The organism is Kitasatospora sp. NBC_01287, from assembly GCF_026340565.1.
Lineage (GTDB): Bacteria > Actinomycetota > Actinomycetes > Streptomycetales > Streptomycetaceae > Kitasatospora.
The window spans coordinates 6,798,953-6,822,055 of record NZ_JAPEPB010000001.1 but is presented as its reverse complement, the minus strand read 5'-3'; the positions used below and the strand labels follow the sequence as shown (position 1 = coordinate 6,822,055).

At 72.6% G+C, this 23,103-nt stretch carries 27 protein-coding genes; 2 read left to right on the top strand and 25 right to left on the bottom strand.

From position 1 onward, the window contains the following. Nucleotides 1-375 precede the first annotated feature (375 nt). The 15 genes from OG455_RS29890 to hisI form a co-directional block, all read right to left on the bottom strand. On the bottom strand, nt 376-1,119 hold the full coding sequence (locus tag OG455_RS29890) for a VIT1/CCC1 transporter family protein (RefSeq protein WP_266299021.1): 744 nt from the start codon (nt 1,117-1,119) through the stop codon (nt 376-378). 233 nt (nt 1,120-1,352) lie between these two features. Then, nucleotides 1,353-2,315 (bottom strand): prolipoprotein diacylglyceryl transferase, encoded by a 963-nt coding sequence (gene lgt / locus OG455_RS29885; RefSeq protein WP_266299019.1) that lies wholly within the window; start codon nt 2,313-2,315, stop codon nt 1,353-1,355. Between the two features lie 140 nt (nt 2,316-2,455). Beyond that, a complete protein-coding gene (locus OG455_RS29880) occupies nt 2,456-3,328 on the bottom strand; it encodes a thioredoxin domain-containing protein (protein WP_266299017.1) in 873 nt (290 codons plus the stop codon). 77 nt (nt 3,329-3,405) lie between these two features. After that, nucleotides 3,406-3,900, bottom strand: coding sequence for a MauE/DoxX family redox-associated membrane protein (locus tag OG455_RS29875; protein WP_266299015.1), 495 nt, complete (start codon nt 3,898-3,900; stop codon nt 3,406-3,408). A gap of 131 nt (nt 3,901-4,031) precedes the next feature. Further along, nucleotides 4,032-4,220, bottom strand: coding sequence for a hypothetical protein (locus OG455_RS29870; RefSeq protein ID WP_266299013.1), 189 nt, complete (start codon nt 4,218-4,220; stop codon nt 4,032-4,034). A 266-nt stretch (nt 4,221-4,486) separates the two neighbouring features. Continuing rightward, the gene (trpA, locus tag OG455_RS29865; RefSeq protein ID WP_266299012.1) at nt 4,487-5,296 is read right to left on the bottom strand and encodes a tryptophan synthase subunit alpha; all 810 of its coding nucleotides are present in this window, start codon (nt 5,294-5,296) and stop codon (nt 4,487-4,489) included. Continuing rightward, on the bottom strand, nt 5,293-6,555 hold the full coding sequence (gene trpB, locus OG455_RS29860) for a tryptophan synthase subunit beta (RefSeq protein ID WP_266299011.1): 1,263 nt from the start codon (nt 6,553-6,555) through the stop codon (nt 5,293-5,295). Before trpB ends, trpA begins: the two co-directional genes overlap by 4 nt. A 44-nt stretch (nt 6,556-6,599) precedes the next feature. After that, nucleotides 6,600-6,752, bottom strand: a complete 153-nt coding sequence (gene trpM, locus OG455_RS42320; protein ID WP_368082115.1) for a tryptophan biosynthesis modulator TrpM — start codon at nt 6,750-6,752, stop codon at nt 6,600-6,602. 12 nt (nt 6,753-6,764) lie between these two features. Beyond that, nucleotides 6,765-7,574 carry an indole-3-glycerol phosphate synthase TrpC gene (trpC, locus tag OG455_RS29855; protein WP_266299010.1) on the bottom strand — a complete coding sequence of 270 codons (810 nt, stop codon included), beginning with the start codon at nt 7,572-7,574 and terminating at the stop codon, nt 6,765-6,767. 286 nt (nt 7,575-7,860) lie between these two features. Further along, entirely contained in the window at nt 7,861-8,301 is a 441-nt protein-coding gene (locus tag OG455_RS29850) for a DUF2752 domain-containing protein (RefSeq protein ID WP_266299009.1), read from the bottom strand. A 180-nt stretch (nt 8,302-8,481) separates the two neighbouring features. Continuing rightward, entirely contained in the window at nt 8,482-8,781 is a 300-nt protein-coding gene (locus OG455_RS29845) for an HGxxPAAW family protein (RefSeq protein WP_266299007.1), read from the bottom strand. 181 nt (nt 8,782-8,962) lie between these two features. After that, a complete protein-coding gene (locus OG455_RS29840) occupies nt 8,963-9,592 on the bottom strand; it encodes a TIGR02234 family membrane protein (protein WP_266299005.1) in 630 nt (209 codons plus the stop codon). A 62-nt stretch (nt 9,593-9,654) separates the two neighbouring features. Beyond that, the gene (locus OG455_RS29835; RefSeq protein ID WP_266299003.1) at nt 9,655-10,209 is read right to left on the bottom strand and encodes a Uma2 family endonuclease; all 555 of its coding nucleotides are present in this window, start codon (nt 10,207-10,209) and stop codon (nt 9,655-9,657) included. A gap of 40 nt (nt 10,210-10,249) precedes the next feature. Continuing rightward, nucleotides 10,250-11,770 (bottom strand): anthranilate synthase component I, encoded by a 1,521-nt coding sequence (locus OG455_RS29830; protein WP_266299001.1) that lies wholly within the window; start codon nt 11,768-11,770, stop codon nt 10,250-10,252. Between the two features lie 134 nt (nt 11,771-11,904). After that, nucleotides 11,905-12,288, bottom strand: coding sequence for a phosphoribosyl-AMP cyclohydrolase (gene hisI, locus OG455_RS29825; protein ID WP_266298999.1), 384 nt, complete (start codon nt 12,286-12,288; stop codon nt 11,905-11,907). 122 nt (nt 12,289-12,410) lie between these two features. Here hisI and OG455_RS29820 point away from each other — a divergent pair, with 122 nt between their 5' ends. Further along, nucleotides 12,411-12,962, top strand: coding sequence for a hypothetical protein (locus OG455_RS29820; protein ID WP_266298997.1), 552 nt, complete (start codon nt 12,411-12,413; stop codon nt 12,960-12,962). Nucleotides 12,963-13,011: 49 nt separating this feature from the next. Here the strand turns inward: OG455_RS29820 and hisF are convergent, their stop codons facing one another. The 8 genes from hisF to hisD form a co-directional block, all read right to left on the bottom strand. Then, a complete protein-coding gene (gene hisF, locus OG455_RS29815; RefSeq protein WP_266298995.1) occupies nt 13,012-13,782 on the bottom strand; it encodes an imidazole glycerol phosphate synthase subunit HisF in 771 nt (256 codons plus the stop codon). Beyond that, nucleotides 13,779-14,210, bottom strand: coding sequence for a RidA family protein (locus tag OG455_RS29810; protein WP_266298993.1), 432 nt, complete (start codon nt 14,208-14,210; stop codon nt 13,779-13,781). The genes hisF and OG455_RS29810 overlap by 4 nt, the downstream gene beginning before the upstream one ends. Beyond that, nucleotides 14,207-14,932, bottom strand: coding sequence for a bifunctional 1-(5-phosphoribosyl)-5-((5-phosphoribosylamino)methylideneamino)imidazole-4-carboxamide isomerase/phosphoribosylanthranilate isomerase PriA (priA, locus tag OG455_RS29805; protein WP_266298991.1), 726 nt, complete (start codon nt 14,930-14,932; stop codon nt 14,207-14,209). Before priA ends, OG455_RS29810 begins: the two co-directional genes overlap by 4 nt. 74 nt (nt 14,933-15,006) lie before the next feature. Continuing rightward, on the bottom strand, nt 15,007-15,642 hold the full coding sequence (gene hisH, locus OG455_RS29800) for an imidazole glycerol phosphate synthase subunit HisH (protein ID WP_266298989.1): 636 nt from the start codon (nt 15,640-15,642) through the stop codon (nt 15,007-15,009). 93 nt (nt 15,643-15,735) lie between these two features. Then, the gene (locus OG455_RS29795; protein ID WP_266298987.1) at nt 15,736-15,885 is read right to left on the bottom strand and encodes a hypothetical protein; all 150 of its coding nucleotides are present in this window, start codon (nt 15,883-15,885) and stop codon (nt 15,736-15,738) included. Further along, nucleotides 15,882-16,481: an imidazoleglycerol-phosphate dehydratase HisB gene (gene hisB / locus OG455_RS29790; RefSeq protein WP_266298985.1), complete on the bottom strand. Its 600-nt coding sequence runs from the start codon at nt 16,479-16,481 to the stop codon at nt 15,882-15,884. The genes OG455_RS29795 and hisB overlap by 4 nt, the downstream gene beginning before the upstream one ends. Nucleotides 16,482-16,487: 6 nt before the next feature. After that, nucleotides 16,488-17,615 carry a histidinol-phosphate transaminase gene (locus OG455_RS29785; protein ID WP_266298983.1) on the bottom strand — a complete coding sequence of 376 codons (1,128 nt, stop codon included), beginning with the start codon at nt 17,613-17,615 and terminating at the stop codon, nt 16,488-16,490. Beyond that, nucleotides 17,612-18,946 carry a histidinol dehydrogenase gene (gene hisD / locus OG455_RS29780; protein ID WP_266298981.1) on the bottom strand — a complete coding sequence of 445 codons (1,335 nt, stop codon included), beginning with the start codon at nt 18,944-18,946 and terminating at the stop codon, nt 17,612-17,614. The genes OG455_RS29785 and hisD overlap by 4 nt, the downstream gene beginning before the upstream one ends. Before the next feature lie 125 nt (nt 18,947-19,071). Between hisD and OG455_RS29775 the strand changes: the two genes are divergently transcribed. Beyond that, a complete protein-coding gene (locus OG455_RS29775; RefSeq protein WP_266298979.1) occupies nt 19,072-20,952 on the top strand; it encodes an oxidoreductase in 1,881 nt (626 codons plus the stop codon). Between the two features lie 12 nt (nt 20,953-20,964). On the opposite strand, the gene OG455_RS29770 is transcribed toward OG455_RS29775, so the two are convergent. Both OG455_RS29770 and tgmB read right to left on the bottom strand, forming a co-directional pair. After that, nucleotides 20,965-22,137 (bottom strand): methyltransferase domain-containing protein, encoded by a 1,173-nt coding sequence (locus OG455_RS29770; protein WP_266298977.1) that lies wholly within the window; start codon nt 22,135-22,137, stop codon nt 20,965-20,967. Then, a complete protein-coding gene (gene tgmB / locus OG455_RS29765; protein ID WP_266298975.1) occupies nt 22,134-23,102 on the bottom strand; it encodes an ATP-grasp ribosomal peptide maturase in 969 nt (322 codons plus the stop codon). The genes OG455_RS29770 and tgmB overlap by 4 nt, the downstream gene beginning before the upstream one ends. Nucleotide 23,103: the final 1 nt, after the last annotated feature.

Below are 23,103 nucleotides of genomic sequence, written 5' to 3'. Positions count from 1 at the left end.
CAGTTGCAACAGGGACGACGTTGGCCCTCTGCGATTTCGTGCAGGTTACATGATGCGGGAAATCCCGGGAAGTGGAATTTCGCGTCCACATGGCGGACAACAGCCCCAGGTCAAAGGCTATTACCGGCCGGTAATGGCGGTCCGGGGAGACACGCACTCATCCCCGCGCTGCCACCAGTGTGCCCCGCCGTTCGCACGCTGAAACAGCTGCGAAACGCCGCCGAAGCGAAGCGGAATCCGCCGGGCCTGCGATTCCACCCCGATGGAGCAGCACGAGGCGCTGGACCAGTGGTCGACAGCGCCTCGGGGCCACACTTCTGCATGAATATGCGGGGCAGTGCGTGACGTTCCACACACGCACCGCCGGTCGGGCACTCAGCCCAGGTGGCCGCCGATCAGCCCGCCGAGCAGGTAGGTCACCCCGGCCGCCGCGGCACCCAGCACCAGCTGGCGCAGTCCGCTGAACCACCAGCTGCGCGCCGTCACCCGGGCCACCACCGCCCCGCAGCCGAAGAGCCCGAGCACCGCCAGCACCAGCGCGGGCAGCAGCGAGGTGGCGCCCAGCAGGTAGGGCAGCAGCGGCAGCAGCGCACCGAGCGCGAAGCAGCCGAACGAGGAGACGGCGGCGACCAGCGGGCTGGGCAGGTCGTGCGGGTCCACCCCCAGCTCCTCGCGGGCGTGCACCTCCAGCGCCTGCTCCGGGTCGCGGGTCAGCTGGCGGGCCACCTCGCGGGCCAGCTCCGGCTCGACGCCGCGCGCCATGTAGAGCTCGGCCAGCTCGACCAGCTCGCCGTCGGGGTTGCGGCGCAGCTCCAGCCGCTCGGCCTCGATCTCCGCCTGGACCAGCTCGCGCTGCGAGGCCACCGAGGTGTACTCCCCCGCCGCCATCGAGCAGGCGCCGGCCGCCAGCCCCGCCAGCCCGGTGAGGATCACCGTGCTGTTGCTCGCCGCACCGCCGACCACGCCGGTCATCAGCGCGAGGTTGGAGACCAGCCCGTCCATCGCGCCGAAGATCGCCGGACGCAGCCAGCCGCCGTTGACGTCGCGGTGGTGGCCCTCGGCGGGCACCCGCGGCTGGGCCGGCTCGCTGACGGCGGTTTCGGTGATGGTCACGGACATGGTGGTGGGCCCTTCTGTTGCCGACTTCCCCCACTGCGGACGCGTCCGGGCACGGCGAAGAGCCGTGAGCCGGACAGGGCCCCCAGGGCTTCTCACGCTTCGAAGTTAGTCGGACGGTACGACAGTTTCCAGCAAGCAAGCCCTGGCTTACCTCGCTGACCTGCGCCGTTGTCCGCCCAGCACAGCAACGGGCCCCGGAGTGCGTGCACTCCGGGGCCCGTGGTGACGGATCCTCAGGTGCGCTCGGCCTGTTCGGCGAGCGCGGCACCGTCAGCGGCGGGAGCCTGGGCAGCCGCGGGAGCCGCGGCGTCACCCTCGCCGTCACTGTCACCCTCACTGTCACCCTCGCCCTCGGCGGACTCCGGGCGGGACTGCGGGTCGATCGAGTCCGGCGCCTCGCGGCCCGGGCGCTTCCTGCCGACCACCACCAGGTAGACCACCGCCCCGGCGAAGACGACGATCGAGGTCCAGTCGTTGAGCCGCAGACCCAGGACGTGGTGCGCCTCGTCGATCCGCAGGTACTCGATCCAGGCCCGGCCCACCGTGTAGGCGGCGACGTAGAGCGCGAAGGCCCGGCCGTGGCCCAGGCGGTACTTGCGGTCGGCCCAGAGCACCAGGAACGCCACACCGACGCACCAGATCGACTCGTAGAGGAAGGTCGGCTGGAAGATGCCGTCGGTGACGGTGCCGTCCGGGTTCACCTTGTGGATGTGCAGGCCCCAGGGCAGCGTGGTCGCCTTGCCGTACAGCTCCTGGTTGAACCAGTTGCCCCAGCGGCCGCAGGCCTGGGCCAGCGCGATGCCCGGTGCGATGGCGTCCGCGTAGGCGGGCAGCGGCACGCCGCGGCGGCGGCAGCCGATCCAGGCGCCGACCGCGCCGAGCGCGATGGCGCCCCAGATGCCGAGGCCGCCCTCCCAGATCTTGAAGGCGTTCCAGGGGTTCTGCCCCGGGTCGAAGTAGAGCTGGTGATCGGTGATCACGTGGTAGAGCCGGCCGCCGACCAGCCCGAAGGGCACCGCCCAGACGGCGATGTCGCCCACCGTGTGCTGGGCGCCGCCGCGGGCGACCCAGCGCTTGCCGCCGAGCCAGACGGCGACGGCGACACCGATGATGATGCAGAAGGCGTAGGCGCGCAGCGGGATCGGTCCGAGGTGGATGACGCCCTGCGACGGGCTGGGGAGGTAAGCGAGTTCCATGACGCCTCCGACGCTACCGTGTGGTGACCTTGGGCCGGCACCGGTGGCGGTACCGGTTCGGAAACAGGTGGCCCCCGGGGCGCGGGTGCGCGCTCCGGGGGGCCGGCCGGCCGCTGGGCTGGGGTGCCGGGGTGCCGGGATCAGCCGGTCGGGCTGGCCGGCGGCTGGTTCGGATCGGTCTCGGCCGCGGTGCTGGTGGGAGCCGGGCTGGCCGAGGCGCTGCCGGTGGTCCCCAGCGTCTTGCCCTGGTTGGCCTCGTCGACCCACTTCACCAGGTTGTCCGGGGTGATCTCGTCGTTGCCGTTCTTGGGGTAGATCGGCTTGCCGTTGAGCAGCACGGTCGGCGTGGAGGTGTAGCCGGACTTGTCGAAGTCCTGCTCGACCGCCGAGACCCAGCTGCCGAACTTGTTGGTGTTGACGCAGGATTCAAAGGTCGGCGTGTCCAGGCCCGGGACCTGCTTGGACAGGTCGATCAGCTTGGACTTGTCCTTCCAGGTGTCGACCGTCTCGTCCGGCTGGTTGCGGTAGAGGACGTCGTGGTAGGCCCGGAAGTACCCCGCGTCCTGGGCGCAGGCGAGCGCGTTGGCGCCGTTCTTGGAGCCCTTGCCACCGTCGTGCCGGTCGATGAACGAGACGATGTGGTAGTTGCCGTAGATCTTGCCCTGATCCTGCAACTGGTCCACGGTGGGCGCGAATTCACGCTCGAAGGCGCCGCAGGCCGGGCATCGCGGGTCCTCGTAGACGGTCAGCGTGGCGGGCGCGTTGGCCGGGCCGTCGGGGATCACCAGGTTCTTGGGGCCGATCGCGCCGGCCGGCGAGGCCGTCGGGGTGTCCGAGCTGGACCGGCCGCTCTGCACCGCGAACCCGATGCCGCCGGCGGCCAGCAGCACCAGCACCACCGCGCCGATCACCAGGAGCTTCTTCCTGCGGGCGTCCCTGGACGCCTCGGCGACCCGCTCCTCCCGCATCCGCTCGCGGGCCGTGCGCTTGCCTTCTCGGTTCTTGTCGCTCATGTCTCTGCTTCCAGCATGTCTCGGCTTCCAGGCTTCCAGGGGAGGTCGCCGCGGGGATCGGGGCGGTCAGGAGCGGCTCAGAGGGCCAGCCAGGCGTCCACCGAGGCCTTGGAGCGCGGCCGGAGCACCAGCCAGAGCGCCATCAGCAGGAAGCCGATGTCACGCAGGATCTCCTGCAGGTACTGGGTCTGGGAGGCGGCCACCGCCCCGCCGCCGCCGAAGCAGCCGCAGTCGATCGCGATCCCGCGGGCCCAGGTGGAGGCGATGCCCGCGACGAAGGTGAGCAGCAGCAGCCCGGAGACCACCGCGGCCACCCGCACCGCGAGGCCGACCAGCAGCAGCAGCGCGAGCGCCAGCTCCAGGAACGGCAGGCCGTAGCCGACCGGTTTGACCAGCGACTCCGGCAGGATCCGGTAGGCCCGCACCGCCTGGGCGGCGACCGCCGGATCGGAGATCTTGGCGAGGCCGGCCCAGGCCCAGACCACCGCGAGGCCCAGCCGGACCGCCGTGCTGAGCCACTCGAAGGCCGAGCCCGTGGCCCACCGCCGTGCCACCGTCTCGCTGCCGGCCACCGCGCCACCCCCTTCATCCAGGACACCCGCCGCCCGGGCACCGCACCCGCGGGGGCTAACCTGATGAACCGTAGGGGATTCGTGACGCTTAATCCAAAATGGCCTAATTCACCCGAATGAGTGATTGCGTGTCATCTGCCCTTTTTGACACCCTGTCCAGGGTCCTGTGAGGCGGTCTCCGCGTGGTGCTGATGGGCCGCCAGCTCGGCGCCGCGCTTGGCCAGCGCATGGCCCACCGCGTGCTCACCCCCGAAGGCCGCGGCCAGCACCAGCGCGGCGGCGGCGGCCCTGAGCAGGACAGCACGGTGCACGCAGGCCACGGCGACGCTCCCTCGAATCGGTGCTGATGGTTGCGGAGCAGTGCGGGTTCGGTGCGAAACCGGAGCGGAGTACACGAACCGCAGCGGGCGGAGCGTTCCCGGACCACACCAGGTGCAACGCCCCGGGGCACCGTGATGACACGTCAGGCGGTGCCGATTCACCCGTACGGACCGGCCGCCGGCCCGGAACGCGCAACGGCCCGTCACCCCGGCTGGGGTGACGGGCCGTCAGGAGCGTGCTCAGTGGCGGTGCTCAGTGGCGGCGCTCAGCGGCGGCGCACGCCCTCGGCGAGGTCGGCGGCCAGCGCGCGGACCGCCGCGAGCGCGGCGCTCTCGTCGCCGTCCGCGTCCAGGATCCGCTGCACGAAGGCCGAGCCGACGATCACCCCGTCGGCGAAGCCGGCCACCTGGGCCGCCTGCGCCGCCGTGGAGACCCCGAGGCCGACGCAGACCGGCAGTTCGGTGGTGGCCCTGGTCCTGGCGACCAGGTCCTCGGCCAGCTCGCCGACCTGGGCCCGGCTGCCGGTCACGCCCATCACGGCGGCGGCGTAGACGAAGCCGCTGCCGGCCGCGGTGACCTGGGCGAGCCGCTTGTCCTGGCTGCTCGGCGCGACCACGAAGACCGTGTCGAGGCCGTGCGCGGCGGCCGCGGCACGCCAGGCCTCGGACTCCTCCACCGGCAGGTCGGGCAGGATCACGCCCGCTCCCCCGGCGGCGGCCAGGTCGGCGGCGAACCTGGCGGTGCCGTAGCGGTCCACCGGGTTCCAGTAGGTCATCACCAGCACCGCGGCCCCGGGGTGGGCGCCGGCCACCTCCTGGACGGTGCGCAGCACGTCCTTGATCCGCACCCCGCCGCGCAGCGCGATGTCGTCGGCGGTCTGGATGGTCGGGCCGTCCAGCACCGGGTCGGAGTGCGGCAGGCCGACCTCGACGATGTCGCAGCCGCCCTCGACCAGGGCGTTGATCGCCTTGATCCCGCCCTCCACCGAGGGGAAGCCGGCCGGCAGGTAGCCGATCAGGGCGGCGCGGTCCGCGGCCTTGGCGGCGGCGAGCACGGCGCTCAGCTTGGAGGTCATCGGGTCTCCCCCTGGGCGGTGCCGGCGGTGGCGTCGGTGTCGTAGAGGCCGAAGTACTGGGCGGCGGTGTGCATGTCCTTGTCGCCGCGCCCGGAGAGGCTGACCAGGATGACGGCGTCCGGGCCGAGCTCGCGGCCCAGCACCAGCGCGCCCGCCAGCGCGTGGGCGCTCTCGATGGCCGGGATGATGCCCTCGGTGCGCGACAGCAGGCGCAGCGCCTGCATGGCGTCGTCGTCGGTGACCGGGCGGTACTCGGCCCGCCCGGTGTCCTTGAGCCAAGCGTGCTCGGGGCCCACCCCGGGGTAGTCGAGACCGGCCGAGATCGAGTGGCTCTCGATCGTCTGGCCGTCCTCGTCCTGCAGCACGTAGGTGCGCGCGCCGTGCAGCACGCCCGGGTCGCCCTTGGTCAGGGTGGCCGCGTGGCGCGGGGTCTCGGCGCCCTCGCCGGCCGCCTCGCAGCCGATCAACCGCACCCCGGCGTCCGGGATGAACTCGTGGAAGATGCCCATCGCGTTGGAGCCGCCGCCCACGCAGGCGACCACGGCGTCCGGCAGCCGGCCGGTGCGTTCCAGCACCTGGGCGCGCGCCTCGATGCCGATCACCCGGTGGAAGTCGCGGACCATCGCGGGGAAGGGGTGCGGCCCGGCCACCGTGCCGAAGAGGTAGTGGGTCGAGTCGACGTTGGCGACCCAGTCGCGGAAGGCCTCGTTGATCGCGTCCTTGAGGGTGCGGCTGCCGGACTTGACGGCCACCACCTCGGCGCCGAGCATCCGCATCCGGGCCACGTTGAGGGCCTGGCGCTCGGTGTCGACCTCGCCCATGTAGATGGTGCAGTCGAAGCCGAAGAGCGCGCAGGCGGTGGCGGTGGCCACCCCGTGCTGGCCGGCGCCGGTCTCGGCGATGATCCGGGTCTTGCCCATCCGGCGGGTGAGCAGCGCCTGGCCGAGCACGTTGTTGATCTTGTGCGAGCCGGTGTGGTTGAGGTCCTCGCGCTTGAGCAGCACCCGCGCGCCGCCCGCCTCGGCGGAGAAGCGCTGCACGTCGGTGAGCGGGCTGGGCCGCCCGGTGTAGTCCTTGAGCAGCAGTTCGAGCTCGGCGATGAAGGCCGGGTCGTGCTTGGCCTTCTCGTACTCCTCGGCGACCTGCTCGACCGCGGCGATCAGCGCCTCGGGGATGAAGCGGCCGCCGTAGGCGCCGAAGTAGCCACGGGCATCGGGCACCTGAGGGCCCGTCAGATTTTCAGAAGCCTTTTCGGACATGCGCGATCCTGGTGTGATGGTGAACGGACGAACGGAGCGGGGAGTCAGCGCTGCGTCGTCCGGCGCCATCGGCGGCCCGGCACCTGCCCGGGCTCGCAGCCGATCACGTACCGCACCCGCCGCCCCAGTACCCGGCGCGCGGGAGCGCGGCAGCCGCGCGGGCGGCAACCGGGAGCCAGTCGGGGGGCGAGGGCCATGAGCGCGCCGCCTCAGCCCTTGTTGTGGCGCAGGGCGGGGTGGGCACCGGCCGCGACCAGGTCGGCGACGGCCGTCCTCGGGTCCTTGCCGGTCACCAGGGACTCGCCGACCAGCACCGCGTCGGCGCCCAGGTTGGCGTAGGCGATCAGGTCGTGCGGTCCGCGCACGCCGGACTCGGCCACCTTGACGACGCTGTCCGGGATCGCGTGCACCACGTTGCCGAAGGTGTCGCGGTCGACCTCGAGGGTCTTCAGGTTGCGGGCGTTGACCCCGATGATCCGCGCGCCGGCGTCCACCGCGCGGCGGATCTCCTCCTCGTCGTGCACCTCGACCAGCGGGGTCAGCCCGATCGACTCGGCCCGCTCGATCAGCGAGACCAGGGCCGGCTGCTCCAGCGCGGCCACGATCAGCAGCGCCAGGTCGGCGCCGTGCGCGCGCGCCTCCCAGAGCTGGTAGGCGGTGACGATGAAGTCCTTGCGCAGCAGCGGGGTGTCCACCGCGGCCCGGACCGTGTCCAGGTCGGCCAGCGAGCCGCCGAAGCGGCGCTGCTCGGTGAGCACGCTGATCGCGGCGGCGCCGCCGGCCGCGTAGTCCGCGGCCAGGGCGGCCGGGTCGGCGATCGCGGCCAGCGCGCCCTTGGACGGGCTGGAGCGCTTGACCTCGCAGATCACCCGCACGCCCTCGCCGCGCAGCGCGGCCACGCCGTCCTTGGCGTCCGGGGCCTTGGCGGCCAGTTCCTTCAGCTCGTCCAGGGAGACCCGGGCCTGCCGCTCCGCGAGGTCCTCGCGGACCCCGTCGATGATCTCGTCGAGCACGCTCATGCGCGGGTGGCCCCCATCGAATCTGATAGTCGGATGGTGCCGTCGGTGGCGCGGATCCGGTCGGACGCGCCCCCATCGGCGTTGTCGATGGTATCGGCACCGGGGCGCGCGGGGCGCATCCGCCCGGCGCGCGTCTCGCGGAGCGAAACGGCTGCCGAGCAGGTCACCGGGCCTGTGACCGCTGGCCGGGCCCTTCGGCCCGCCGCGGGCCCGTGCCCGTGCCCTGGCCCGTTCCGGTGCCGGTGCCCGTGTCTGTGCCCTGGCCGATGCCCTGGCCCGTGCCGGCTCAGACGAACGGCGGCGCCAGGCCCGCGCCGCCCGGCAGGTTGCGCACGACGGTGAAGGCGAGCACGAGGAGCAGCAGCCCGATCAGGCGGCCCCTGCTCATCGCCAGGTGCGGCGGCTCGGCGCCGGTCAGCGCCGAGAAGAGCCAGCGGACCCAGAGCACCCCGAGCACCGCGAAGAGCGCTACGGCGAGCAGGTTGTCGTGGCAGGCGGCGGTCAGCTGACCGCGGCTCAGCGCGTGCACGCAGCGCAGCCCGCCGCACCCCGGGCACCACCAGCCGGTGGCCTGCAGGAACGGGCAGGTCGGGTAGTGGCCGGGGGCGTTCGGGTCGACGGCGGAGACGTAGAGGGCGGGCAGCGCGACGGCGGCGAGGGCCGTGAGCGGGCGGGCCAGACGGCGCAGGACGGGCGGCGGTCCGGCCGGGGTGCTGGGGGCGGTCACGTGCTGATTCTGCCCCCGTTCGGGTGGTCGACGCGCTACGCCGCGCGGGTGGCGCCCCGCCGCCACGGACCAGGACGGCCGGGGCCGGACGCGCGCGGACCGGGGCGCCCGGCCCGCAGGGGGTCGGGCGCCCCGGTCCGGAGCGGTGCCAGGTGCTGGTGGCAGCGGGTCAGCGGCGGGTCAGTGGGCGCCGACGGCGGCGGTCTCCGGCGTGGCCACGACCTCGCCCTTGGCGGCCTTCGCGGCCTTGGCGCGCGCCTCGGCGGTGACCCTCGCCGTGGTGTCGTCCGCGACCCTGCCCATGCCGGCCATCGACATCGCCTTGCCGACCACGCCGCCGAGCAGGATGACCGCGATACCGACCCAGAAGATCGGCACCGCTGCCATGATCATCGCGGCCCCGCTGACGCAGAAGCCGACGAAGATGATGGCCGACCCGGTCCAGGCGGCAGGGGTGTGTCCGTGGGCTTGCGACGACATCTGGGTACTCCTTGGTTCTACGGTCCTACCGGGGGTCGGTGCCGGCCTCGGCGGATTGTCACCCTCCATTGTGGCGGACGCCTCCCGGCGGCCCAAAGCCGGGTCCGGGTGAGGACGGTCACGGTTGACGCGCCCCGTACCCGGGCACGGCCGCCGGCGGGCAGGGCAGGGCAGGGCCGGCTCAGACGGCGGTCGGGTCCTCGCCGCGGTCCAGCGCCTTCCACAGCTCGGCCGGGCTGCTGACCGCACCGGCGGGCTTCGCCGCGGCGCTCTTCTTCGCCACCGGGGCGTCGTAGCGCGAGCCCATGCTCGGCCAGGCCCGCCCGCGCAGCAGCGTCAGCAGGCCTGCCGCGGCCAGCAGCAGGCCGCCGAGCAGCGCCACCCAGGGCCAGGCGGTGTGGCTGACCCGCTCCGCGGTGGTGCCGAGCAGCCCGAGCTTCTTGGCCGCCTCGCCGTCCACCGCGCCGCTGTCCACCGCGCCGAAGCCGGCCGCCAGCGCGGCGCCCAGCCCGGCCAGCGTCACCAACGCGCCGACCGCGTACCGCCCCGCCCCGCGCACCGCGAAGATCGCCACCGCCGAGGCCAGCCCGACCAGCGCCAGCGCCCCCGGCAGCCCCGACACCTCGCTGCCCGAGGCACTCAGCGCCAGGCCCTTGACCTGCCCCTGGGTCCAGGTCCGCCCCGCCGCCAGCAGCACCAGCCCGGCGCCGCCCACGGTGAGCAGCAGCATCAGGGCGAGGCTGCGCCGGTCGGCGGCGGAACGCGCGGGGGCCGGGGTGGCAGCGGGGGTGGGCGACGGGGTGGCAGTCATCCGTCCACTATCCCCCGGGATGCCCCGAGCGCCGACACCGGGGCGGCCCGGACCGACCGGTCTCAGTCGCGGGGGAAGCCGGTGGTGTCGATCACGATGGTGCGGCCCTCCAGAGGCAGGACGAGATCCTCGCCGAACGGGACGGGCTCGGACCGCGCGTAGCTGCCGGTGGCTTGCGGGTCGCTGTGCACGGTGCAGAGAGCGGTGGCGGGGTCGATCACCACGTAGAGCGGGATGGCGCACTCGGCGTAGAGCGCCATCTTCTTGACGAAGTCGTTGTCCTGGGTCGACTTCGAGCCGACTTCGAGGACGGCTTCCAGGTCGTGCCACTCATAGCGGCCACGGCCGTTGAGTTCGGCGTCCGGACCGACGATCGCAAGGTCGGGGGCATAGCCGTACAGGCTGGTCGGGAAGTCCACCATGACGTCGGAGATGTAGTCGCCGCGCTCGGCCAGCTGGTCCTCGATCTGCCGGGCGGCCTTGAAGATGACCTTCATCTGCGTCAGGCCCTGAGGCGTCATGATGATCTTCCCGTCCGTGATCTCGACGTGGTAGCCACGCGGGAAGTCGACGCCTCGGTGCACATCCCAGGCGCTCTCGGCTGCCATCGCGGTCATCCTCGCCACCTCCCGATGAGATACAACGATCCGGCGATCCTCACGATACCGGCGCCCGCAGCGTGTTCGCCGTGGCCACCGCGCGCAGCACGGCGGCCGCCTTGTTGCGGCACTCGGTGTCCTCGCTCGCCGGGTCGGAGTCGGCGACCACGCCGGCGCCGGCCTGCACGTAGGCGGTGTTCTCGCGCAGCACGGCGGTGCGGATGGCGATCGCGGTGTCGGCGTCGCCGGCGAAGTCGAGGTAGCCGACGCAGCCGCCGTAGAGGCCGCGGCGGGTGGGTTCGAGCTCCTCGATGATCTGCATCGCGCGGGGCTTGGGGGCCCCGGAGAGGGTGCCGGCCGGGAAGCAGGCGGTGAGCACGTCGAAGGCGGTGCGGCCCTCGGCGACCTGGCCGGTGACGGTGGAGACGATGTGCATCACGTGGCTGTAGCGCTCCACCGACATGAAGTCGACCACCTCGACGCTGCCCGGGGCGCAGACCCGGCCCAGGTCGTTGCGGCCCAGGTCGACCAGCATCAGGTGCTCGGCGCGCTCCTTGGGGTCGGCCAGCAGTTCGGCGGCCAGCTCGGCGTCCTCCTGCGGGGTGGCGCCGCGGTGCCGGGTGCCGGCGATGGGGTGCACCATCGCCTGACCCCGCGTCACCTTGACCAGCGCCTCCGGGCTGGAGCCGACCACGTCGAAGCCGCCCTCGGCCCCGCCGTCCGGGCCGGGGAAGCGGAAGAGGTACATGTACGGGCTGGGGTTGGTGGTGCGCAGCACCCGGTAGACGTCCAGCGCGGAGGCGGCGCACGGCGCCTCGAAGCGCTGCGAAGGGACCACCTGGAAGGCCTCGCCGGCCCGGATCCGCTCCTTGACCTCCTCGACCGCGGCCCGGTAGGGCGCCCCGCCGAAGGGGGAGACGGCCTCGGCGGCGGCGGTGGGGGTGAAGTGCGCCAGGCCCGGGTCGACCGGCTTGGCCAGCTCCGCCTCCATCGCGTCGAGCCGGGCCACCGCGTCCGCGTGGGCCTGGTCGGCCCCGCTGGCCAAGTCGTTGTGGTTGATCGCGTTGGCGATCAACAGCACGCTGCCGTCGACGTGGTCGAGCACCGCCAGGTCGGTGGCGAGCATCATGGTCAGCTCGGGCAGCTTGAGGTCGTCCGGGTTGAGGTCCGGCAGCTTCTCCAGCCGGCGCACGATGTCGTAGCCGAGGTAGCCGACCAGGCCGCCGGTGAGCGGGGGCAGGCCGTCGTCGGTGGGCCGCGGGGTGTGCAGCGCGGTGAGCGCGGCGCGCAGCACGTGCAGCGGGTCGCCGCTGCGCGGGATGCCGACCGGCGGGGTGCCCAGCCAACGGGCCGCGCCGTCCGGGTTGACCGTCAGGGTGGCGGCGCTGCGCACCCCGACGAAGGAGTAGCGCGACCAGCTGCGGCCCTGCTCGGCGGACTCCAGCAGGAAGGTGCCGGGGCGCTCGCCGGCCAGGCTGCGGTACAGGCCGATCGGCGTGAGGCCGTCCGCCAGGAGCCGGCGGGTGACCGGGATGACCCGGGTGTCGGCGGCGAGCTTGCGGAAGGCTTCGAGGTCCATCGGGCGGGCACCGATCTGTCGGGGGTTGGCGTCTTTCGGGGGTGGGCGCCGTTCGGGGTGGGCGCCGTTCGGGGTGGGCGTCTTCGCGGAGTTGGCGTCTTCGCGGAGTTGGCGTCTTCCCGGAGCCGGCGGGGTCAGCGGGAGAGCAGGACGTCCTCGTCGAAGCAGGTCCTGGCACCGGTGTGGCAGGCGGCGCCGACCTGGTCGACCCGGACCAGCAGGGTGTCCCCGTCGCAGTCCAGCGCCACCGACTTCACGTGCTGGAAGTGGCCCGAGGTGTCGCCCTTGACCCAGTACTCGCGGCGGCTGCGGCTCCAGTAGGTGCAGCGCCCGGTGGTCAGGGTGCGGTGCAGGGCCTCGTCGTCCATCCAGCCGAGCATCAGCACCTCACCGGTGTCGAACTGCTGGGCCACGGCGGGCAGCAGGCCGTCCTCGGTGCGCTTGAGGCGGGCCGCGACGGCCGGGTCGAGGGCGGTGCTGCCGGGGACGGCGGGGAGCTGCGGCGCTGCGGATGACATGCGGACATTGTGGCAGGCAACGGGCGGCGGCGGGGCACCGCGACGATCTTCGGGACGATCTCCGGAGGGGACTTGCGGCAACCGGGCCCCAGCACCGGCCGCACTGCGGGATTCTGGTGCACATGACCCAGCCTGCCCGCCGCACCGGCCCGTTGCTCGCGCTCGCCGTCGTGCTGCTGCTCACCGCCGGCGCGGTGACGGCGGCGCTGCTGTGGCCCACCGACAAGCACCCGGCGGCCGCGCCGCCGCCCTCCCCCAGCCCCTCGCCCTCCCCCAGCGCCTCGCCCGCTCCCTCGCCCTCGCCCAGCCCGAGCAAGCAGTTGCCCTACCCGTGGTTCCCGGTCGGCGCCTGCCTGCAGGACCCGGAGCTGAGCCCGGCGATCACCATCCCGCAGGCCGCCGGGTGCGACCAGCCGCACGACGCGCAGGCGATCGGCAATCCGACCCTGCCCGACGGGCTGACCAAGGCCAGCCAGATCGGCCTGGCGCTGGTGAAGGCCTGCCAGCCCGTCGTGGCCGCCTGGGAGGCGCAGCAGGGCGGCGGCACCTGGTACCCGCTGCAGTTGGAGCCCCCGCTCGGCGACTACCAGAAGGGCTTCCGGGACGCGACCTGCGTGCTGGCGGCCTCCCGGCAGCCGGGCGGCACGAAGCTGACGGCGCCGCTGAAGCAGTAGGCGCGCGGCGCGAGCAGGGCGAGGGCGTGCCCAGCGGACCGGACAGCTCCTAGCGGACCGGGTGGCCCGCCTCGCGCAGCGCGGTCTTCACGTCGCCGATCCGCAGGTCGCCGAAGTGGAAGACGGAGGCGGCCAGCACCGCGTCCGCGCCCGCCTCGACCGCCGGGGCGAAGTCGGCGAGCGCGCCGGCGCCGCCGGAGGCGATCACCGGCACGGCGACCCGCTCGCGCACCGCGCGGATCATCGCCAGGTCGTAGCCGTCCTTGGTGCCGTCCGCGTCCATCGAGTTGAGCAGGATCTCGCCCGCGCCCAGCTCGGCGGCGCGCTCGGCCCACTCGACCGCGTCCAGGCCGGTGCCGCGGCGCCCGCCGTGCGTGGTGACCTCGAAGCCGGAGGGTGTCCCGGTGCCCGGCTCGGCCCGGCGGGCGTCCACCGAGAGCACCAGCACCTGGCGGCCGAACCGCTCGGCGATCTCGCGGATCAGCTCGGGCCGGGCGATCGCGGCGGTGTTGACGCCCACCTTGTCGGCGCCGGCCCGCAGCAGCTTGTCCACGTCCTCGGCGGTGCGGATGCCGCCGCCCACGGTGAGCGGGATGAAGACCTGCTCGGCGGTGCGGCGCACCACGTCGTAGGTGGTCTCCCGGTCGCCGGAGGAGGCGGTGATGTCCAGGAAGGTCAACTCGTCGGCGCCCTGGGCGTCGTAGGCGCGGGCCAGCTCCACCGGATCGCCCGCGTCGCGCAGGTTCTGGAAGTTGACGCCCTTGACCACCCGGCCCGCGTCGACGTCCAGGCAGGGGATCACACGTACGGCGAGCGTCACTTCTGGGTACCTTCCAAGGACTGCGCCAATCCGGCGCGGTAGGCGTCGAGTTCGACCTCGACCATCATCCGGGAGTCGATCAGGCCCTGGACCACCACCATGGTGGCCGCCGGGCGGACCTCGTCGAAGAGCTGCTTGTGCGCCCGGCCGATCTCGTCGGCGTCCCGCATGTGGGTGATGTACATCCGGGTGCGGACCACGTCGTCGATCGTCAGACCGTAGGCGGCGAGGGCCTCCAGGCCGATCCCGAAGGCGCTCAGGGTCTGCGTGAAGGGGTCGCCCTCGCGCTCGATCTGCCCGTTGACCCAGGCGGTGCAGCCGGCCACGTGCACGTGGTCGCCGGCCGCGACGGCCCGCGCGTAGCCGAACTGCTCCTCCCACGGGGAGAAACCGGACACCCTGCCCCGCACGATCTGACGATCCGTCACGATGAAACAGCCTCCAAGGCCTCTTCGAGGGTGAACTTCTGCTCGTAGAGGGCCTTGCCCACAATCGAACCCTCGACACCTTCAGGTACCAGGGTGGCGATCGCCCGCAGGTCGTCCAGCGACGACACGCCGCCGGAGGCGACCACGGGCTTGTCGGTGCGGGCGCAGACGTCGCGCAGCAGCTGCAGGTTCGGGCCGGTCAGGGTGCCGTCCCGGTTGACGTCGGTGACCACGTAGCGGGCGCAGCCCTCGGCGTCGAGGCGGGCCAGCACCTCGTAGAGGTCGCCGCCGTCCCTGGTCCAGCCGCGGCCGCGCAGCGTGGTGCCGACCACGTCCAGGCCCACCGCGATCTTGTCGCCGTGCTCGGCGATCACCTTGGCCACCCACTCGGGGGCCTCCAGCGCGGCGGTGCCCAGGTTGACCCGGGTGCAGCCGGTGGCCAGCGCGGCGGCCAGCGACTCGTCGTCGCGGATGCCGCCGGAGAGCTCGACCTTGATGTCCAGGCGGCCGGTGACCTCGCGCAGCAGCTCCCGGTTGGAGCCGGTGCCGAAGGCCGCGTCCAGGTCCACCAGGTGCAGCCACTCGGCACCGGCGTTCTGCCAGGCCAGGGCGGCGGCCAGCGGCTCGCCGAAGGAGGTCTCGGTGCCGGAGGCGCCCTTGACCAGGCGCACGGCCTGGCCGTCGCGGACGTCGACGGCGGGGAGGAGTTCGAGGCGGCTCATTGCTACAACCTTCGGAAGGCTAGGGGGCCCGGAGGCCCTGGGGGCTCGGAGGGACTCAGCGGGGCCCGAGGGGCTCAGAGGGTGGCGACCCAGTTGGTCAGCAGCGCGGCACCGGCGTCGCCGGACTTCTCGGGGTGGAACTGGGTGGCCCAGAGCGGGCCGTTCTCCACCGCCGCGACGAACGGCTGCCCATGGGTGGTCCAACTGACCAGCGGGGCCTTGATCTTGTCGTTGGTGACCTCCAGCTCCCAGCGCCGCACCCCGTAGGAGTGCACGAAGTAGAACCGGGTCTCGGGGTCCAGTCCCGCGAAGAGGCGGCTCTGCTCGGGCCAGGAGACGGTGTTCCACCCCATGTGCGGGATGATCGGCGCCTGGAGCGGCTCGACCGTGCCGGGCCACTCGTCGCAGCCCTCGGTCTCCACCCCGTGCTCGACCCCGCGCTCGAAGAGGATCTGCATCCCCACGCAGATGCCGAGCACCGGGCGGCCGCCGGCCAGTCGGCGGCCGATGATCCGCTCGCCGCCCACCGCCTTCAGCCCGCGCATGCAGGCCTCGTAGGCCCCCACGCCCGGCACCAGCAGGCCGTCCGCGTCCAGCGCCTGCTGGAAGTCGGAGGTCACCGTCACCGTCGCACCGGTACGCTCGACGGCCCGCTGCGCCGAGCGGAGGTTTCCTGATCCGTAGTCGAGGACCACGACGTTCTTGCCCATGATCGGGACAACTCCAGTGTCTAGAGCAGGTCTGTCTGATGCCGGTCTGCGTACCGCCGTGCGTCCGCGCCCCCGCGCGCGGACGAACGCGTGCTAGAGGCGCAGGACGCCGGCGGCCAGGCAGAACGCCGAGCTGATGGCGAGCAGGAAGACGACGCCCTTGGGCAGCTTCTGCTTCCAGAACGAGTACACGCCGCCGGCCAGGAAGAGCCCCACGACGATCAGCACCGTGGCCGTGTTCACAGCGCACCCTTGGTCGACGGGAGGACGCCGGCCGCCTTCGCCCGCGGATCGAACTCCGCGGCGTAGCGCAGCGCCCTGGCCAGCGCCTTGAACTGGCACTCGACGATGTGGTGCGCGTTGCGCCCGTACGGGACGTGCACGTGCAGCGCTATCTGCGCCTGCGCGACGAAGGACTCCAGGATGTGCCGGGTCATCGTCACGTCGTAGCTGCCGATCATCGGCGCCATGTTCTCCGGCTCGGTGTGCACCAGGTAGGGGCGGCCGGAGAGGTCGACGGTCACCTGGGCCAGCGACTCGTCCAGCGGGACGGTGCAGTTGCCGAAGCGGTAGATGCCGGTCTTGTCGCCGAGCGCCTGCTTGAAGGCGGCGCCCAGCGCGAGGGCGGTGTCCTCGATGGTGTGGTGGGTGTCGATGTGCAGGTCGCCCTCGGTCTTGACGGTGAGGTCGAAGAGTCCGTGGCGGCCCAGCTGGTCGAGCATGTGGTCGTAGAACCCGACGCCCGTGGAGATGTCGGTCCGGCCGGTGCCGTCGAGATCGATCTCGACCAGGACCGTGGTCTCCTTCGTGGTGCGCTCCACGCGCCCGATGCGGGACATCAGTTCTTACAGCTCCTTGGTGGCAGTGCGGACGGCGTCCAGGTCCTTGGTGACCGTGCGGACGGCGTCGAGGAAGGCGTCGTTCTCGGCGGGGGTGCCGGCGGTGACGCGCAGGTGCCCGGGGACACCGTTGTCGCGGATCAGCACGCCGAGCTCCAGGACCGCCCGCCAGACGGCGTGCGGGTCGGCGAAGACGCCGAACTGGATGAAGTTCGAGTCCGACTCGGTGACGGACAGGCCCATCGCGCGCAGCGCCTCGACCAGCCGGTCGCGCTCCGCCTTGAGCTTCTCCACGTAGCCGAGCAGCGTGTCGGTGTGCTCCAGGCAGGCCAGCGCGGTCGCCTGGGTGACGGCCGAGAGGTGGTAGGGCAGCCGGACCAGCTGCACGGCGTCCACCACCGCCGGGTCGGCGGCCAGGTAGCCCAGCCGCAGGCCGGCCGCGCCGAAGGCCTTCGACATGGTGCGGGTGACCACCAGCAGCGGGCGGCCGGCCAGCAGCGGCAGCAGCGAGGCGCGGTGCGAGAACTCGACGTACGCCTCGTCCACGATCACGATCGTCGGCTTGACCGCCTGCGCGGCCTCGTAGAGCGCGAGGACGGTCCCGCGCTCCACGGCGGTGCCGGTCGGGTTGTTCGGCGAGCAGATGAAGAGCACGTCGGGGCGGTGCTCGGCGAGCGCGCCGAGCGCGGCCTCGACGTCGATGGTGAAGTCGGCCCGGCGCGGGCCGGCGATCCAGCGGGTGCCGGTGCCGCGCGAGATCAGCTCGTGCATCTGGTAGGACGGCTCGAAGCCGAGCGCGCTGCGGCCCGGGCCGCCGAAGGTCTGCAGCAGCTGCTGGATGACCTCGTTGGAGCCGTTGGCCGCCCAGACCTGGCCGGTCCCCAGCGGGTGCCCGGTGGTCGTGGTCAGGTAGCGGGCCAGCTCGGTGCGCAGCTCGACCGCGTCCCGGTCCGGGTAGCGGTTGAGGTTGCGGGCGGCCTCGGTGACCCGCTCGGCGATCCGGGCCACCAGCGGCTCGGGCAGCTGGTAGGGGTTCTCGTTGGTGTTCAGCTGGACCGGGACGTCCAGCTGCGGGGCGCCGTAGGGCGACTGTCCGCGCAGCTCGTCGCGGACCGGGAGGTCGTCGATCTTCACGTGGTGGGAACCGTCCAGTCGGTGCGCTGCTCCAGTTCGCCTTCGGCAAAACGTGCCCGGACGGCGTCGCCGTGACCGGGCAGGTCCTCGGCGTTGGCGAGGTTCACCACGTACGCGGCGGCGTCCGCCAGCGCCTCGCGGCTGTAGTCGATCACGTGGATGCCGCGCAGGAAGGACTGCACGGACAGGCCCGAGGAGTGGCAGGCGCAGCCGGCGGTCGGCAGCACGTGGTTGGAGCCCGCCGCGTAGTCGCCCAGCGAGACCGGGGCGTAGCGGCCCACGAAGATCGCGCCCGCGTTGCGCACCCGAGCGGCGACGGCGGCAGCGTCCCGGGTGTGGATCTCCAGGTGCTCGGCGGCGTAGGCGTTGGCCACGGCCAGGCCCTGCTCCAGGTCGTCCACCAGCACGGTGCCGGACTGCTTGCCGGAGAGCGCCTCGGTGACCCGCTCGCGGTGCTTGGTGCTCACCACCTGCCGCGCCAGCTCGGCGTCGACCGCGTCGGCCAGCGCGAGGGAGTCGGTGACCAGCACCGAGGCGGCCATCGGGTCGTGCTCGGCCTGGCTGATCAGGTCGGCGGCCACCTCGGCCGGCACGGCGCTGTCGTCGGCCAGCACCAGGATCTCGGTCGGGCCGGCCTCGGCGTCGATGCCGATCCGGCCCTTGAGCAGGCGCTTGGCGGCGGCCACGTAGATGTTGCCCGGCCCGGTGACCAGGTTGACCGGCGCGCACTCCGCGGTGCCGTAGGCGAACATCGCGATGGCCTGGGCGCCGCCGACCGCGTACACCTCGGTGACGCCGAGCAGCGCGCAGGCCGCCAGCACGGCCGGGTGCACCTTGCCGCCGAAGGCCTTCTGCGGCGGGGAGGTGACGGCGATGCCCTGGACGCCGGCCTCCTGGGCCGGCACCACACTCATCACAACGGAGGACGGGTAGACCGCCAGACCGCCCGGCACGTAGAGGCCGACCCGGTCCACCGGCACCCAGCGCTCGGTCACCGTGCCGCCCGGCACCACCTGGGTGGTGTGGTCGGTGCGGCGCTGCGCGCGGTGGACCAGGCGGGTCCGGCGGATCGTCTCCTCCAGCGCGGCGCGGACCGCCGGGTCCAGCGTCCCGAGCGCGGCGGTGATCTCCGCCTCGGGCACCCGGGTGGAGGTCAGCGCGACGCCGTCGAAGCGCTCGGTGATCTCGATCAGCGCCGCGACCCCGCGATGGCGTACGTCCTCGCAGATCGGCCGCACCTTCTCCAGGGCGGCTTCCACGTCGAACTCGGCACGGGGCAGCAGGTCGCGGGGGTCCGAGGTGGAGCCGCGCAGGTCGATTCGAGAGATCACACGGTCCAGTGTAAGGAGTGGCCGGAACGGGTGGCCCCGCATTTCAGTCCGTGATACGAACGCTGAGACGTCCGAGGGGTGGCGGACGCGGGGCTGGGCAGGCACACGGGGATGGGCGGCGACAGGTGGGGACGATCAGGAGCACGCGAGCGTCGGCACGGCCGCGCCGGGCACCGGGCGGAGCGGGCGGGCCGGGCGGAGCAGGCGAGGCGCCGGCGCGGTGGAGCCCGGTCGAGCAGCGGCTCTGGGAGGACTTCCGGCGCGGCGAGGTCTGCGACCTGTCGGCCGGCAACCCGGCCGCCGACGATCCGGCCGGCCCGGCCGCCTGGGGCCCGGAGCGGACCGTGCGGGCCGAGGCGCTCTCGCTGCTGCTGCTGGCCGGGCCCGCCGCCGTCCCCGGTACTGTGCGCGGCCTCAAGTTGACCGGCGCGCTGATCACCGGGCGCCTGGACCTCGCGGGCGGCCGGATCACCGACTTCGTCGAGCTGCGCGCCTGCCGCTTCGACACCGGTGTGCTGCTCTCAGAGGCCCAGGTCGGCACCCTGCGCCTCGACGGCTGCTGGCTGCCCCGGCTGGACGCCTCCCGGCTGACCACCGCGGGCGACCTGGTGCTGGCGCGCTGCACGGTGCCGTTCGGGGTGCGGCTGACCGACGCGCAGATCGGCACCGACCTGATCGTCAACTACCTGGTGGCGGGCTGCGACCAGTACAAGCACGCGTTCTCGGCGGACGGCCTGACGGTCAGCCAGGACTTCGAGGCCGACCGGCTGACCACCTACGGCGACCTGAGCCTGCGCACCGCCAAGGTCGGCGGCCGGCTCTCGCTGCGCGGCGCCGAGCTGCACGCCCGCCCCGGCCAGGGCAACTGCCTCAACGCCGCCCGGGTGAACGTCGGCAGCACCTTCTACCTGAGCGGCTGGTCACCGGCCCCGCTGCTGCGCCCGCACCCCAGCGCCCACCCGCCAGCGCTGCGGGGCGTCACCTACAGCCTGCCCAGCCGCGACCCGGGGCCGTTCTACCGCACCCCGCAGAGCGGCGAGACGGCGAGCCACGACCCGCAGAGTTACGACCCGCAGAGCCACGACCGGAGGCTCCCCGAGCAGCGGGCCGGTGAGGAGGCGGCCGGGCCGCTCGGCGAAGCGGCCGACCCGCTCGGCGGCGACCCCAGCAGCATGTACGGCCAGGGCTTCGGCGAGGCCGCCCCGCTGGGCAGCCGGACCATGCCGTTCCGCGCCTACGGCGGGGTCCGCCTGGAGGACGCCCGCTTCGAGGCCGCCTGCCTGATCGCCAACGCCGAGTTCCACCTGGCCCCCGACCAGGAGCTCTCGCTGCGCCGGATCCAGACCCCCGAGCTGCGCTTCACCTGCCCGACCCCGCCCACCGGCACGGTCGCCCTCTCCCGCGCCCGGATCGGCAACCTGGTCGACACCCCGGGCGCCTGGCCCGCCAACCACCGGGTGCGGCTGACCGGCTTCGCCTACGACTACCTGCGCCCGGCGGAGGGCACCCCGTTCACCATCGAGCAGCGGATCGCCTGGCTGGACCACGCCCTGGACACCTACCACCCCGAGCCCTACGAGCAACTCGCCGCCGCCCTGCGCCGCGACGGCCTGGACGAGGACGCCCGCGAGGTCCAGTACGCCAAGCAGCGCCGCCGCCGCCAGACCCTGCCGCTGCCCGGCCGGATCTGGTGCCGCTTCCAGGACGTCACCGTCGGCTACGGCTACCGCCCCGGCCGCGCCGCCCTCTGGCTGGTGGCCGCCTGGGCACTCGGCACCCTCTGGTTCACCGGCCACCAGCCCCCGCCCGAGAAGCTGGATGAGCACCCGCACTGGAACGCCGCCCTCTACTCGGCCAGCCTGGTGCTGCCGATCGTCAACCTCGGCCAGGACGGCTGGGCCCCCACCGGCGTCGGCCAGTGGCTCAGCGCGGGCCTGGTGATGACCGGCTGGCTGCTCGCCACCACGGCGGTCACGGGCGCGACCCGGATCCTGCAGCGGGGGTGAGGGGCGGCCGCGTCAGAGTGCCCAGCGGCTCACGATGCCGTCGGCAGCGCGGTAGCTGACACTCTGTCCGCCGCCGTCGACGTTCATGGTGAGCCACTCACGGCGCGGTCGGTGGTGCCCGCGCCACTGCTCGTGCGCGGCCTCGACGAGTTGCCAGAGATCACGGGGGCCGGTGATCGTCACCATGACCTGACCGTCCGCTCGGTCGTGGATCAAGGCTGCTGATCCGTCCACGGGATCGTGGAGCGTGATGGAGTGTTCTCCGTCGACCTGCCCGCCCTGCCGGACCACGGTCGGCGGCAGGTGCAGATGGACCCAGAACGAGAATCGGTAGTCGTCCAGCACCCGGCCGCTGATCCGGGTCGCGCGCTGCGGACCGTCGATCCGGCCGGGCACCGGGAACGCCTCCTCAGGACCGGACTTCAACGGCATGAACGCTGCCGGGGTGTGCAGGAAGTGGCCTGCCGCCTGCCCACCGCCCAGCTTGGTCAGGCACGCGACCGCGCCGCCGTCCAACGTCCCTTTGATGGGAACCACGATGACACCGCCGGGCCTGCACTGGTCGAGCCACGCCTGAGGGATGCGACGCACCGAGCACGTCGCGATGATCCGGTCGAAAGGCGCCCCGCCCGCCTGGCCCGCAGCACCGTCACCACGGAGCACGGTCGGTTCGAGACCGCTCTCCCGCAGTCGGCGCCGGGCCGACACCACCAGGGGCTCGGTGTGATCGAGCGTGATCACGTTCTCGGCGCCCGCGAGGTGACAGAGCAGAGCCGCGTTGTAGCCGCTGCCGGTGCCGATCTCCAGCACCCGGTCACCCAGTTGCACATCGAGCGCGTCGAGCATGTCGGCCATGAGGCGCGGCATGGTCGAGGATGACGTCGCAGGCCCGGCTTGGCCGGCGCTGGGAGCGTCCCCGGCGAGAACGCCGTCGACCTCGGTGACCAGCGCGCGGTCGGAGTAGACGTGCCGAAGCCATTCGTCGGCGGCGCCGTCCGTGATCCGCCAGGGAACGTGAGTGGAGCCCGCGCGACGGTAGAAGACAGGAACGAACGGATGCCTGGGCGTGTTGAGGAACGCCTCGGCCACCCGGGAGGACAACGCCGAACTCCCGCGATCGATCTCGGACACGAGATCGACCCGCGCTTGCAGGAGGCGCTGCGGGGTGGGTTCTTGCTCGGTCATCGCCTGTTCCCTTCCAGGTAGTCGCAGATGGCAGCCGTGATGGGCAGACCCGTCGCCTGCTCGATGAAGCCCCATTGCCCGTTCGGGTTGACCTCCAGGAACCACCACTCGCCGGACGGGCTCACGATGAAGTCGAATGCACCGAAGTTGAGGCCGAGTCGAGCGAGGAGCCGGCGGACACTTGTACCGACGGCGGCCGGCGGATCGCACATCCTGTAGGTGAGGCTCTCGTAATCGCTTCGCCAATCGACGTGACCTGCCGCTGATCCAGCATGGATCTCAGCAGCGAACAGCCGATCACCGACCACGGTCAACCGGACCTCATGAACCTTCGGTATCCACTCTTGGAACAGGTGAGCAGTGGTGGCGATATCCGGGTGCGGCAGGTCATCAGGCCGCAGGACGTTTGCATAGACGGCAACCGACCGCCCGTCGAGCGTGCCCCGGATCGGAGAGAACGGCTTGTAGACCACCGGCGATCCGAGCCGGTCGGCGAACCTACTTGCTGCGGCAGGATCGTTGGTGATCAGCGTTCGAGGAACATGGAGGCCGACCTCGGCCGCCACGCGTAGTTGCAGCGGCTTGTACTCCGCGTCGGCTGCCCGGCCAGGGGGCGGGAGCCATGGGCACGGTAGGGCGGCGAGCAGGCCCCCGAATCCCCGTCGAGCTTCTGCCATGGCAACCGCTCGGGCCTCGGGTGGCATGTCGTCGGGGAACTCGGGCGCCGTCGGACGACGGTAGTAGACCGAGCGGACGTTCGACAGGTCGAGGGACCGCTGGTCAGTCGCCAGCGTGCCGCGCCAGCCAAGCCCCTCAAGACTGGCCGCAAGGGTCAGACTTGAGGGGAACCACGCCATATCGGCGCGGAACACGGGCACGGCACGCCGGGCCAGTTCCTCGATCACAAGATCGGCCGTAGGGTCGAACGATCCCGTGATCACGAGGACAGAGCCGGAAACCGGCATG

Coding starts and splice junctions, on each gene's coding strand:
- OG455_RS29890 (WP_266299021.1), bottom strand. CDS start 1,119: ATGTCCGTGACCATCACCGAAACCGCCGTCAGCGAGCCGGCCCAGCCG.
- OG455_RS29835 (WP_266299003.1), bottom strand. CDS start 10,209: ATGACCGCGATGGCAGCCGAGAGCGCCTGGGATGTGCACCGAGGCGTC.
- hisB (WP_266298985.1), bottom strand. CDS start 16,481: ATGTCCCGCATCGGGCGCGTGGAGCGCACCACGAAGGAGACCACGGTC.
- hisH (WP_266298989.1), bottom strand. CDS start 15,642: ATGGGCAAGAACGTCGTGGTCCTCGACTACGGATCAGGAAACCTCCGC.
- OG455_RS29820 (WP_266298997.1), top strand. CDS start 12,411: ATGACCCAGCCTGCCCGCCGCACCGGCCCGTTGCTCGCGCTCGCCGTC.
- OG455_RS29845 (WP_266299007.1), bottom strand. CDS start 8,781: ATGTCGTCGCAAGCCCACGGACACACCCCTGCCGCCTGGACCGGGTCG.
- trpC (WP_266299010.1), bottom strand. CDS start 7,574: ATGAGCGTGCTCGACGAGATCATCGACGGGGTCCGCGAGGACCTCGCG.
- trpA (WP_266299012.1), bottom strand. CDS start 5,296: ATGACCTCCAAGCTGAGCGCCGTGCTCGCCGCCGCCAAGGCCGCGGAC.
- OG455_RS29830 (WP_266299001.1), bottom strand. CDS start 11,770: ATGGACCTCGAAGCCTTCCGCAAGCTCGCCGCCGACACCCGGGTCATC.
- OG455_RS29840 (WP_266299005.1), bottom strand. CDS start 9,592: ATGACTGCCACCCCGTCGCCCACCCCCGCTGCCACCCCGGCCCCCGCG.
- tgmB (WP_266298975.1), bottom strand. CDS start 23,102: ATGCCGGTTTCCGGCTCTGTCCTCGTGATCACGGGATCGTTCGACCCT.
- hisI (WP_266298999.1), bottom strand. CDS start 12,288: ATGTCATCCGCAGCGCCGCAGCTCCCCGCCGTCCCCGGCAGCACCGCC.
- lgt (WP_266299019.1), bottom strand. CDS start 2,315: ATGGAACTCGCTTACCTCCCCAGCCCGTCGCAGGGCGTCATCCACCTC.
- OG455_RS29770 (WP_266298977.1), bottom strand. CDS start 22,137: ATGACCGAGCAAGAACCCACCCCGCAGCGCCTCCTGCAAGCGCGGGTC.
- OG455_RS29880 (WP_266299017.1), bottom strand. CDS start 3,328: ATGAGCGACAAGAACCGAGAAGGCAAGCGCACGGCCCGCGAGCGGATG.
- trpM (WP_368082115.1), bottom strand. CDS start 6,752: ATGGCCCTCGCCCCCCGACTGGCTCCCGGTTGCCGCCCGCGCGGCTGC.
- trpB (WP_266299011.1), bottom strand. CDS start 6,555: ATGTCCGAAAAGGCTTCTGAAAATCTGACGGGCCCTCAGGTGCCCGAT.
- priA (WP_266298991.1), bottom strand. CDS start 14,932: ATGAGCCGCCTCGAACTCCTCCCCGCCGTCGACGTCCGCGACGGCCAG.